Origin of the sequence: uncultured Aquimarina sp. (assembly GCF_947492965.1) — a bacterium.
GTDB lineage: Bacteria > Bacteroidota > Bacteroidia > Flavobacteriales > Flavobacteriaceae > Aquimarina.
In genome coordinates, this window is the sequence record NZ_CANLOZ010000004.1 from 482,664 (window position 1) to 495,725 (window position 13,062).

10 protein-coding genes are annotated in these 13,062 nt (G+C 34.0%); 8 read left to right on the forward strand and 2 right to left on the reverse strand.

Annotated elements, in window-relative coordinates; all coding sequences use genetic code 11:
• The first annotated feature begins 14 nt into the window (after nt 1-14).
• Nucleotides 15-3,785 (forward strand): T9SS type A sorting domain-containing protein, encoded by a 3,771-nt coding sequence (locus tag Q1B37_RS13290; protein WP_299899240.1) that lies wholly within the window; start codon nt 15-17, stop codon nt 3,783-3,785.
• 269 nt (nt 3,786-4,054) lie between these two features.
• Nucleotides 4,055-6,931 carry a pitrilysin family protein gene (locus tag Q1B37_RS13295; RefSeq protein WP_299899242.1) on the forward strand — a complete coding sequence of 959 codons (2,877 nt, stop codon included), beginning with the start codon at nt 4,055-4,057 and terminating at the stop codon, nt 6,929-6,931.
• Nucleotides 6,932-6,991: 60 nt separating this feature from the next.
• Here Q1B37_RS13295 and Q1B37_RS13300 read toward each other — a convergent pair whose 3' ends face one another.
• Both Q1B37_RS13300 and Q1B37_RS13305 read right to left on the reverse strand, forming a co-directional pair.
• Nucleotides 6,992-7,342, reverse strand: a complete 351-nt coding sequence (locus Q1B37_RS13300) for a hypothetical protein (protein ID WP_299607127.1) — start codon at nt 7,340-7,342, stop codon at nt 6,992-6,994.
• Nucleotides 7,343-7,365: 23 nt separating this feature from the next.
• Entirely contained in the window at nt 7,366-7,935 is a 570-nt protein-coding gene (locus Q1B37_RS13305) for a toxin-antitoxin system YwqK family antitoxin (RefSeq protein ID WP_299899244.1), read from the reverse strand.
• 448 nt (nt 7,936-8,383) lie between these two features.
• Between Q1B37_RS13305 and Q1B37_RS13310 the strand changes: the two genes are divergently transcribed.
• The 6 genes from Q1B37_RS13310 to Q1B37_RS13335 are packed head-to-tail and all read left to right on the forward strand — an operon-like array spanning nt 8,384 to nt 13,062.
• A complete protein-coding gene (locus Q1B37_RS13310) occupies nt 8,384-8,974 on the forward strand; it encodes a DUF4255 domain-containing protein (protein ID WP_299899246.1) in 591 nt (196 codons plus the stop codon).
• On the forward strand, nt 8,975-9,985 hold the full coding sequence (locus Q1B37_RS13315; RefSeq protein WP_299899248.1) for a hypothetical protein: 1,011 nt from the start codon (nt 8,975-8,977) through the stop codon (nt 9,983-9,985).
• 15 nt (nt 9,986-10,000) lie between these two features.
• Nucleotides 10,001-11,959 carry a phage tail sheath C-terminal domain-containing protein gene (locus Q1B37_RS13320; RefSeq protein WP_299899250.1) on the forward strand — a complete coding sequence of 653 codons (1,959 nt, stop codon included), beginning with the start codon at nt 10,001-10,003 and terminating at the stop codon, nt 11,957-11,959.
• Between the two features lie 39 nt (nt 11,960-11,998).
• Nucleotides 11,999-12,445 carry a phage tail protein gene (locus Q1B37_RS13325; RefSeq protein ID WP_299607134.1) on the forward strand — a complete coding sequence of 149 codons (447 nt, stop codon included), beginning with the start codon at nt 11,999-12,001 and terminating at the stop codon, nt 12,443-12,445.
• Nucleotides 12,445-12,888: a phage tail protein gene (locus Q1B37_RS13330; protein WP_299607136.1), complete on the forward strand. Its 444-nt coding sequence runs from the start codon at nt 12,445-12,447 to the stop codon at nt 12,886-12,888. Before Q1B37_RS13325 ends, Q1B37_RS13330 begins: the two co-directional genes overlap by 1 nt.
• A gap of 6 nt (nt 12,889-12,894) precedes the next feature.
• Nucleotides 12,895-13,062 carry a DUF5908 family protein gene (locus Q1B37_RS13335; protein ID WP_299899252.1) on the forward strand — a complete coding sequence of 56 codons (168 nt, stop codon included), beginning with the start codon at nt 12,895-12,897 and terminating at the stop codon, nt 13,060-13,062.

Sequence of the window (13,062 nt, forward strand, 5' to 3'; positions counted from 1 at the left end):
AATTTTAATCAACAATGAAGTATTTTTATCTCCTTTTCGCGTTATTATCAGCAGGGGTTTTAACGGCACAATATAATGCAGATGCTCCCTGGATGAGTACTTTGAACCAAAGTAAAAAAAGTAAAGATGTTAAGCCAACTTTTCAAGAAATTCAACGATCTTTTAATGAGTATTGGAAAACTCACGACAAGAATAAAAAAGGAAGTGGTTATAAACCCTTCAAGAGATGGGAATATATATGGGAAGATATTGTAGACCAAGAAGGATATTTACCGACGGCAAAAGATAAATGGATTGCATGGGAGCATAGAAACGAAATAGAAAATAAGTTTGCTTCGGTAGACTTAAGTAATTGGGAAGCAATTGGGCCGTTTACTCATACAAATACAGGTTCTTGGTCATCTGGACAAGCAAGAACTAATGTAATCGTTGTGGATCCTAACGATACAAATACATGGTATGTAGGAACCCCAGCCGGTGGTTTATGGAAATCTACTAACTCAGGTGGAACGTGGGTTCCTTTAACTGATAACTTACCACAAATAGGAGTTTCTGGAATAGCAGTTGATTACTCTAATTCTGATATCATCTATATCGCAACAGGAGATGATGATGGTAATGATACTCAAAGTGCAGGGGTTTTTAAATCTACAGATGGAGGGCAAACATGGAACCCAACGGGTTTAGGGCCGGATAATACTCCAAGTTCTATGAATGAAATTTATATGCACCCGACAAATTCTTCTATTTTATGGGTAGCCACAAATCAAGGGGTTTACAAGACAAATGATTCAGGTGTTTCATGGAATAGAACACTTTCGGGAAACATAAAGGATGTAAAATTAAAACCGGGAGACCCTGATACTATCTATGCGGTAACGACAAATGAATATTACAAATCTACAGATGGGGGAAACTCTTTTAACCAGATAACAAGTGGAGTTCCAACATCGAATGGTAGATTAGTAATAGAAGTAACACCTGCAAATAATACTTATGTATATATTTTAAGTGTTAATGAAGATTTGACATTTAAAGGAGTTTACCGTTCTGAAGATAGTGGAGAATCATTTGTAGAAAGAAATACGACAACAGATGTTATCGAAAGTAGCCAAGCTTGGTTTGATTTGGCATTGGGAGTGTCTCAAACGAATGCTGAAGAAGTATTTGTTGGTTGTTTAAATGTTTGGAGATCGAATGATGGAGGCACCAATTTTTCAAAATTAAATGAATGGTTTCTTCCAGGTGATCCGTCATATACTCATGCAGATATTCATATGATTAGATCTTTTGGAGGAACGGTATTCGTATGTTCCGATGGAGGAATCTATTCATCGACAAATGGAGGTGATAATTTTACAGATCACACCGGAGGTATTCAAGCAAGTCAATTTTATAAGGTTGCAATCTCTCAAAATGACCCTAATAAAATGGTTGGAGGACTTCAAGATAATGGAGGACATGCATACAATAATGGGAATGGTAACTGGTTGAATTATTACGGAGCAGATGGAATGGATACTGCTATAGATCCAACCAATGATGATAAGTATTATGGTTTTATCCAAAACGGAGGTGGTCTTTATATGTCTAATAATGCAGGGAGTAGTAGTTCAGGAAGTGTAGCTCAACCTGACGGATCTAGTGGAAATTGGGTTACACCTTTGGCAATGAATAGTAATGGAGAGTTATTTGCAGGTTATGATAATCTATATAGATTAAATGCTACAGAGAACGGATGGGTGCAGCTAGCAAGTCTGGGAAGTTCTGCGGATCAAATGGAAATAGCACCTTCCGATAACACTATTATGTATATAGCAGTCGGAAGTACACTTAAAAAAACTGAAGATTCTGGAACAACTGTTACAGATGTGTTTACTTTTGGGAGTAATATCAGAGGAATTGCAATTCATAATACCAACCCTAATATCGTATGGATTACTACAGCTTCTGGAGTACAAAAATCAATAGATGGAGGTGTTAATTTTAGTAATATATCCTCTAATTTACCAGTTACTGATAGATATTTTTTCATAAATGATATTGTACATCAAGCCGGAGAATCTCAAGATGCTATTTATGTAGCTACTAGTATTGGGGTTTTTAGAAGTGTTACTAATGGTTCTTGGACACCTTTTATGAATAATCTTCCAACTACAATAGTTAATGATTTAGAAATAAATATTTCTGATAATTCTATTACTGCAGCAACTTACGGTCGAGGGATTTGGAGGTCTTCACTTCCTAGCTGTTTAACAATTACTGCAGAACAAGGGCTTTCTGTAGATAACGGAGCATTTGAACAAGGATCCACACAAGGATTATGCACCGGACAATCAGTCGCACTAAATTTAGAAGTATTAACAGGTGATAATCCTACATTTAGTTGGGTAGGACCAAATGGTTACTCAAGTACAGATTCTTCGATTACGTTTAACGATATTTCATTAAATCAAGCAGGAGAGTATATCGTAACAATTAACTCTACAAATACTTGTGGAGCTATTGATTATTCATTTACATTGGATATAGAGGAAGCATTAGAGCCAATTGCATCAGATGTGAATGTTTGTGCAGATGATACAGCAGTGCTCACTGCATCGGGAAGTTCAGATTTTAAATGGTATACTTCTGCCACAGGAGGAACTGAAATTGCTACAGGTAGTTCTTTTACTACTTCTCCAATTACAGCCACTACAACATATTATGTTTCTGGAGTTTCTGGTAAGATCGTAACCGAACAAACTACATCTCCAGGCGTAAATACAGCGACTGATTATACAAATTCTCCAGGAATTATTTTTAATACTTCGGATGATGTTATCATCGAGTCTTTTACGGTATCTGCAATGCAGGCAGGAGAAAGAACTATCCAGGTGGCGAATAGTTCTGGTGATTTGGTGGCATCGGCTACAGTTGATATACCAGAAGGCGAATCACTTGTAACTGTTAATCTAAATGTACCCAAAGGAGACAATAATGTGATATCTGTTTCTAGCGATTTGGTATTGCTTAGAAGAACTCCAACAGGAAACGGAGTTAACTATCCCTATACTTCTCCTTCTAATATTGTTTCGATAATAGGAAACTCATTTAATGCATTAGATTTTTATTACTTTTTTTACGAATGGAATTTTACCTCAAAAGGAGGAAGATGTGAATCTATAAGAACACCAGTGGCGGTAAATGTTACGTCCGAAGTACCAGATTTAACGGATGGTGATAGTCAGTATACTATTGATGGAGGAACTGTTACATCTTTTAGCGATGGAGACACGGTATCTGTTATCGAAACTTTAGACATAGAATTAACGATACCAGCGTCTAGTAATAATGCTTCTGTGATATGGACAGCTCCAGGAGGACAGACGTATAATACCGATACTATTAATTTTGCTAACATCGAGTTAGATGGAAATGAGGATGGTGATTGGACCGTAGAGGTTACTTTTGGTGCGAACTGTGGTACTCCAAATCAATTAATTAATTTTACTCTAGATGTGCAGCCTGCAACACTTAGTGTAGAAGATATAAATATTGATACCATCCAAATGTATCCGAATCCAGTAGATGGGAAATTGTTTATAGATAATTCTTTTGATTTCGTAAATCCAGTCATTAATATCGTTGATATTAGAGGAAGAAGATTAAATGACTATGTAAATATTCAAAATATAACATCAAAAAGAATCGAAATTACCACTTCTTCATTAGCTTCTGGAGCATACTTTGTTATGATTGAGAATAATCAGAAAAAAGTGATTAAGAAAATGATCAAAAGATAACCTTGATATACTAGTTATACCAGAACTTAAACTGGCAAAAGACCTCTTACTATTTTTAAATGGTTAGAGGTCTTTTTTTAAGATAAAGATGAGAACATCCTAAAGATTAAACCAATTTTTGGCTATATCTTGAAGAATTCATAAAAAACATCTCATTTAAGAGTTCTAATTATAAGGAATACAGCCTTTTTAACTTTTTTTTAATAATCCAACAAAGGGAATACTCACTTGCTTAAAGTACTTTTAAAGCTTAATCTAAATAATACATCATGAAAACTCGAATATCTAGGACTTTTATTGTGGTAATGTCCTTTTTATTTGTTTCCGTTATTTCTTGTAAAAAAGAAACAACTGAAACTCAATCAGAAAGCGAAGAAGTTGGTAAATTATCTATCGATTTCGAAAAGTACGAATTAGAAAACGGTCTTCAAATCGTTTTGCATCAGGATAAATCAGATCCTATTGTTTCCGTAGCCATTCAATATGGTGTAGGATCTAATCGTGAAAAGAAAGGAAGAACAGGTTTTGCTCACTTGTTTGAGCATATGTTATTCCAGGAATCAGAAAACGTTCCGCAAGATCAATTTTTTAAAAAAATCCAAGATGTAGGAGGAACCCTTAATGGTGGTACTTGGCAAGATGGTACAATTTATTACGAAGTCGTACCAAAAAATGCTATGGAAACAGTAATGTGGTTAGAGTCTGATAGAATGGGGTTCTTAATTAATACAGTTACCGAAAGTGCTTTTAATAATCAGCAGGAAGTAGTACAGAACGAGAAAAGACAACGTGTAGATAACAATCCTTATGGACATACAAACTGGGTAATTGACAAGAATATTTTTCCAGAAGGCCATCCTTACAACTGGCAGGTAATTGGTGAATTGGTAGATCTTCAAAATGCAACTGTAGAGGATGTAAAAGAATTCTATGATAAGTATTACGGACCGAATAATGCAACGTTAGTATTGGCAGGAGATTTTGAGACTGCAGAGGCTAAAGCAATGATCGAAAAGTACTTCGGAGAAATTAAAAAAAGACAGCCAGTAGAAAAATTAAAAGTTCAGAATGTTACGTTATCCGAAACAAAAAGATTTATGCATGAGGATAACTTTGCAACTACGGCCCAGCTTAATATGGTTTGGCCAACGGTAGAGCAGTATACAAAAGATGCATATGCGTTGGACTTTTTAGGAGAGCTATTATCAGAAGGAAAAAAAGCACCATTGTATAAAGTGCTTGTAAAAGAAAAAGAATTAACATCTGATACAAATGCTTGGAATAGATCCATGGAAATTGCAGGTAAATTTAGAGTGAATATTACTGCAAATGATGGAAAAAGCCTTGCGGATATTGAAGCTGGAGTTTTTGAAGCTTTCAAGAAATTTGAAGAAGAGGGAATTACAGAAACAGATATCGAAAGAATTAAAGCAGGTTTAGAAACGCAATTCTATAATGGGATCAGTAGTGTACTTGGTAAGTCTTTTCAATTAGCACAGTATAATGTGTTTGCAGGAGATCCAGGGTTTATTACCCAAGATATCGAAAACATAAAAGCGGTTACTAAAGAAGATGTGCTTAGAGTATATAATACCTATATTAAAGATAAGCCTTATGTAATTACTAGTTTTGTTCCTAAAGGTAAAACAGATTTAGCAGCAAAAGATTCTGAAGTAGCTGCAGTGGTCGAAGAAGAGATCAAAGAAAATGTTGAAACAGCTGTAGTAGATTCGAAAGAGGAGATACAAAAAACACCTTCTGCTTTTGATAGATCTGTGGCACCAAAAGAAGGAGATTCTCCAAAACTAAATATCCCTTCTTCTTGGAATACAACTTTATCTAATGGGATGAAAGTATATGGTATCGAGCAAAACGAATTGCCATTGGTTAATTTCAGTTTGGTAATTTCTGGAGGACATTTGCTTGATTCTTTTGATAAGGTAGGAGTGGCGAATTTAATGACAGATATTATGATGGAAGGAACCGCTACTAAAACTCCAGAACAATTAGAGGAAGAAATCGAATTGTTAGGAGCTTCAATCAATATGTATACAACACGAGAAGCAATAGTTGTTAGCGGAAATACGTTGGTAAGAAATCTAGATAAAACAATGAATCTTGTAGAAGAGATTCTACTACAACCAAGATGGGATGAAGAGGAATTTGCAAGAATCAAGACTAAAACTATTAATGATATTAAAAGGTCTTCAGCTAACCCTAACGTGGTGGCAAGAAATGTATACAATAGAGTATTGTATGGAGATAAGCATATGTTTGCCTATCCAACAAGCGGAACTGTAGCATCTGTAGAATCTATTACTATTGATGATTTAAAACAGTTTTATAACAATAATTTCTCACCTTCTGTGAGTAAGTTTCAGATAGTTGGTGATTTAGGTCAAGGCAAAGCTCTTGAAGCACTTAAAAATTTAGAAAGCAAATGGGCAAGTAAAGAAGTAACAATTCCAGAATATGAGATTGTAAACAATAGAGATAAAGCATCATTGTACTTTGTAGATATACCTAATGCAAAACAGTCTGTTATTAACATTGGAAATTTATCAATGGCTCGTACGGATGAGGATTATTTCCCAGCAACTGTTATGAATTATAAATTAGGAGGATCTTTTTCTGGAAATGTAAATCTTATTCTAAGAGAAGAAAAAGGATATACATACGGAGCTAGGTCTGGGTTTAGAGGAAGTAAAATTCCAGGTACTTTTACAGCATCTTCTAGTGTTCGTACCAATACTACTTTTGAATCGGTAAAAATCTTTAAGGATGAAATCGAAAAATACAAAAAAGGTATTTCCGAAGAAGATCTTGCTTTTACTAAAAACGCATTGATTAAATCAAATGCACGTAGGTTTGAAACTCAAGGAGCTTTATTAGGAATGTTACAGGAAATGGGAAGATATGATCTTGCTCCTGATTACATTGCTAAAGAAGAAGCTATTATCGAAGGAATGACACTAGAACAGCATAAGGCATTAGCAAATAAGTATTTAGATGAATCTAAAATGGCATATTTGGTTATTGGAGATGCAGCAACGCAGTTTGAACAATTCAAAAATGCAGGTTTTGATGAAGTAATCATGTTAGATAAAGAAGCTAAAGAAGTAAAACTATCTGATGTGAAAATGTAGTTTTAGACTATAAGAATTAATTGAATAAGGGGTGAAATTTATTTTATCCCTTATTTTATTTTATACCGTATTGTGTTTAATTTTTATCTTCTGTATCAGTTTACATACATACTTTTTAAATTCCATATTTCTCATCCCATACCCATCAAGTCCAATAAGCTCAACATTCTTAGAATCCAAAGAAACTAACTGAATATAAAACAGTGAATACCCATCGTTTTTAAACCAGATTTGATTCTCTTTTTTTAAGATCTCGTAGTTACTACATTCCTCAGAGAAAGGAGATTCTTTGATCAATGCATAGTTTTCATAGTTGATACATTCATAATGTTTCTGAATTTTTGACCAGTATGACTTATAATATCCAACAATAATGATCGATAGCATGAATAGTAAAGTAAGTGTAAACATAATGTGTTAATTTTAAATTGGACTTAATAATTTCCAATAGATTGTTGAACCGAAAAGAAGTTTAAATCCTTAGACGGATCATTCAATTCAATTTCACCTTTTTCAATATCATCTTCAAAAGTTATCAGTTTTTTAAGTACTCCATTTTCTGTATAAACTTTCCAAGGCCCTTGTCTTTTGCCAGAAACAAATTCTCCTTCTATTTTTACATTTCCGTTAGGGAAAAATGCTTTCCAAGTTCCATGCTCATTTCCGTTTTTATAGTTTTCAATAAAAATTAATTGTCCTCTCTTATTGTAAATTTTCCAGGTACCTATAGATTTGCCTTGAGAAAAAGCACCTTCTTTTTTTAACTCCCCATTACTAAAGAAAAACTTCCAAAGTCCATGTAATACATCATTTTTGGTCTCTCGTATTTCTTTAATAGTACCATTACTATAGTGTAATGTCTTCTTTGTGTTTCCTTTAGTGCCTATATTTTCTGATATGTTAGAAGTGTTTGTAGTAGAGGAAAGAACTAATTCTTGTGACTGTGTTTTTGAGATGAAAATAATAGTAACAATGAATGTGTATTTTAAAAATGCAGTTCTCATGATAAAAGAGTTTTAATTTTTACAATACAAAGATTTATAAATACTATGTGCTTAGCTACACCTCATTTAGTGAAAATGTTCTCACTGAATTCAGGGGATAGAGCTTTGCGTTCTTGCTTAGCACCGATATATATTAAAAATACTGCTAGTCAAAAGAATACTCGCGAATTATATGATGTAACTAAATGTCATGCTTTGGGGTATTTACCCCTATGTTTTAAAGTTGTTTTCCTATGTAGAATCCGTGTTTTAGCTATGTGAATTAATGTTTCTAAAACATAATTTTATATCATCTTAATCAGACACATATTTCCCTTTTACAGATTAAGAATTACTACCCCCATTTATCATTGATTACCTGATTTATGTAAAGTTTAAAAACATCCCTGAGTTGTAGGTGAATAGCTTAAGCTTTAAAACCATATTACTAATAGACTAATATAAACCTATGATATTCGAGGTACTACAGATAATTACTGAAGAAATCAATAATTTCTTTAATGTAGAGATTGATGAAAAACCAGTTTCTCTAGAGAACATTGCTTTTATAGATTCAGAAGCAAATGAGAATTCCAGTACCAATAATAATGTAATTCTATCATTACTTCATACCGAAGAAGAAGCAACACTTAAGAATATACTAAATCACCAGATAGAAGGGGCGAAAGTTGTTTATAAAAATAACAAAGTCCATTTGAATCTATACACCATGTTCTCGGCAAATAGAAGTGACTACACAGAGTCATTAAAGAGTCTATCAAAAGTTATAGAATTCTTTCAGTCTAAAAGGATTTTTACTCAAAGTAATACAAATTTTGATAGAGCATTAGATGGAATGGATCAGATCAAGGATTTCAAATTCACTGTAGAACTTTTTAGCCCATCTTTTGAAGAGATGAATTTCATTTGGGGAACACTGGGAGGAAAACAGTACCCTTCGGTGATATATAAAATAAGTGTACTCGAAATAGAAAGAGATGTTACTCAGGCTAAAGGCGCATTGATAACGGAAATTAATGGAAGTTTAAATCATAATTAGATGGCGTTTAGAATTTTATACGATACTCTCTTTTCTGTAGAGCTACTTCATTCCTATTTTCTGGATGATGGAGATGTTACATTTCAGTCCATGAATGATGATGAGAAGGAACAGCAATTGAAAAAGTATAACTTTTTGGATGCTATTGATGTGATTCCATCTCTTGCTACTTATAGAATAATGAAGAATCATAAACTGATTTTAATTAGAGAGTCCAGAGGTTTTAAGGTGTTAAGCAATGTTTTAGAAGATACTAATAAATTAAAATCAAGTAGTTTCCTGAATAGTGAACTTACACTAACATTTTTCTTATACAAAAAGGACTATTTATTTGATAATTATACAGAATTAATTGAAGAGAATAACCAGCTCTATTATTTCTCCAATAGAAAACCAGTAACAGAAGCGAATCCCTTCTCTTATATCCCAACGAATATTTCCAATGATTTAGTTACAGAAGATTTTTTGATAACTGAAGAAAGTACACAACAGTTATGGTTTGATATCCAGCAGGCAAATATAAATGCTGAAATCAATAAGCGATTGGACTTAATTGCCGAATTAGATCAAGATGACCTAATAACTGATGAAGGCAAACTAATTATTGAGCAATCTATACAAAAAGAGACAGGGAAAGGTTTATTGGGAATTATAGAGTTAAAAATGATTGGAGATAATACTATGGATGTAGTAGAAATCGATACGAGTGATCCTAACGAGAGTAAAAGTTTTTTATTGGATCCCTTCCCAGCATTTAAAATTCATTTCGATAATAGAAAAACAATCTGGAAGTATATCAAAAAATCAGATGAGAATGAATTGGAAACTTCTTCGGTAAAACCATTGACTAAAAATGGCTTTATAGAAATTGATCCCAATACTGACTTTTCTGGAGTATTACCAGTGGATATTGACAAATATATGTTTCCAAATCCAACCGCAAATATGATAAAACAAGTCACAGACGAAAATACAAATATAACAACAACATATTCTGAAATTTTTATTTAATAAACAATTAAAATTATGGCAACTACGTACAAAACACCAGGGGTCTATATAGAGGAAATTGTAAAGTTTCCTCCTTCGGTAGCCCAAGTAGAAACAGCTATTCCAGCTTTTATAGGGTATACTGAGAAAGCAAAAGAGAAGGAAGAAGATCTTACAGAGACGCTGCATATGGATCCAAAGAGAATTACCTCTATGTTGGAATACGAGGTGCACTTTGGGTTTCCACAAAAAGAGACCGCTTTAGGAATTACAATTACCGAAGTCGATGGAGAAAAATCCATTACAGTTACAGAACCTGTAGAAGATGAAAAATCACCTTTTTTAATGTATTATGCCATGCAAATGTATTTTGCTAATGGAGGAGGACCGTGTTATGTGGTTTCTGTAAATACGTATGCAGATGCAATTGCAAATAATTCATCAACTCCAGTACAGTTTAATGACCTTACTGACGGTTTAAATACACTAGAAAAAGAAGATGAACCAACATTATTATTGTTTCCAGATGCAACTTCACTTGCTAATGAAGCGGATTTCTATAACCTGTATAATAATGCATTAGCACAGTGTAAAAAAATGCAGGATAGATTTAGCATCATAGACACCTATACGGATGATGAAGATGTTGAAATGAATGAACCAGAAGGAGTGAGAAATTTAATCACTTCGGATATTGATGAAAAGAAATATGGAGCAGTGTATTTTCCTTATTTAAAAACAATTTTGGATTATCATTATGATGAAGATGCTTTAGAAATCACTCATAATACCAATCAACCAGTACTTTTAAGTGGTACCAACGATTTATTGACGAATATTGCTAATGCGCAAGCTGCAATGACAGGTTTGGTAACAACTCTTACTACAGAAGATACAGCTTTACAAGCAATGACAGCTGGTGATGCGCTAGCAAATTCATCAACGATAACGAATGCACTCACGCCGATCATAGAAAGTTTATCCGCTATTGTAGAAGACACAAATACCATAGTTAGTAATGCTCGTACGGCTGCAGCCAACTCTAACGAAGACGCTGTCGTTTCCGCTGCCGCAACCGCCGCTGCAGATGCTTTAGCAGTAGTTGTAGAAGATAGTTCAACGATAGCGACATTGATCACTTCCTTAGGTACTCATCTAACTACTATTCAAGAGGCTGCAAACGGAACAGCAGTAAAAACAGAATCTGCTAATGCCGTTTTAGCCTTAGCTACAGTAGATGCAACCATAGACGCTGTGGAAGCCTTAATAACACCTCCAGTAATAACTGCAATTACAAATGCACAAGCCGTGGATCCAGATAGTGGAAACTTAGATGGTTTTAAGTTGAGTGCTATAAAAGATATGGATAGTGCCACATATAATAATATTAAAACAGCTATCAATAACCTTCCGTTAGAATTACCACCATCATCTGCAATGGCTGGAATATATGCAAGAGTGGATAATGATCGTGGAGTATGGAAAGCACCAGCAAATGTTTCTGTAAAATATACAGTGAAGCCTAGTCAAAAAATCACCAATGATATCCAAGATAGACTTAATGTTGATACTACTGCAGGAAAATCAATAAATGCAATTAGAACATTTACAGGAAAAGGAACCTTAGTTTGGGGATCAAGAACACTGGCAGGAAATGATAAAGAATGGAGATATGTGCCTGTAAGAAGGTTTTTTAACATGGCAGAAGAATCCATTAAGAAAGCTACAGAGCAATTTGTTTTTGAACCAAATGACAGAAATACATGGGTTCGCGTAAAAGCAATGATAAATAATTTCTTAACACTGCAATGGAGAGCAGGAGCTCTTGCAGGACCTACTCCTGATAAAGCATTCTACGTAAATGTTGGTTTAGGAGAAACCATGACTGCTAATGATGTTTTAGATGGTAAAATGATCATAGAAATTGGAATGGCAGTAGTACGACCAGCAGAATTTATTATTCTTAGATTCTCTCACAAAATGCAAGAAGCATAATAACTCTTAACTAATATAAAATTTTAAAACATAGAAATCATGGCAGAATATCCATTACCAAAGTTCCATTTTAAAGTAACTATCGGTGGAGACACCGAACTGAATTGTACAGAAGTATCTGGTTTAGATTTTGAAACTGAAGTTATAGAATATAGAGGAGGAGCGGACAATGATTATTTCAAGAAGAAACAACCTGGAATGACCAAGTTTGCAAATATCGCTATCAAGAGAGGAACTTTCGCCTCCACTAAAGGACAGTTCTATGAAATGTGGAAGAAAAACGTCTTTTTCCAAGAAGGAGAAGAGAAGTTTAGAAGCGATCTTACCATTAGCATGTTAGATGAAAAACATGAGCCAATACTCACTTGGGAAGCTGCAGATGCATGGTTGTCTAAACTGCAATCTACGGACCTAAAAGCAGATGGAAATGAGATCGCAATAGAGTCTGCAGAGTTTGTAATTAATAGTCTTAAACTAGCATCCTAATGGCTACCTATTATCCACCAGTAGGCTTTCATTTTAGTGTAGAATTCACCGGTTTGTCTACCGGTGAAAAAGACTATCATTTTCAGTCTGTCTCTGGATTAACAGTAGATATAGAAACTGAAGAAGTTACTGAAGGTGGAGAAAATAGGTTTAAGCATAAAATTCCAGTAAGAACTAAATACCCTAATCTGGTTTTAAAAAGAGGACTTCTAGTAAACTCAGAGGTGGTGAATTGGTGTAAAAAAGCTGTGGAGAACTTTGATTTTGAGCCAATAGATCTAATCGTCAAGTTACTTAATGAAAAACACGAACCGCTGATATCCTGGAATATAGTGCATGCATATCCTATAAAATGGTCCATCGGAGATTTTAATGCCGAAGAAAGTAAAGTGGTTATCGAGACGATTGAACTAGTATATAACTATTACAATACCATAACATAAATACAAATGGGAGCAATAGAAATTAAAGAATTGCATATTAAGATCAATGTTGATAATGATGCAAAAAAATCTGAAGGCAAAGTAGCTAAAAGTTCTAAAGCTGATAAGGATGCCATTATTGCTGAGTGTGTTGAACAAATTATGGAAATAATTGCTAAACAAATAGATCGTTAG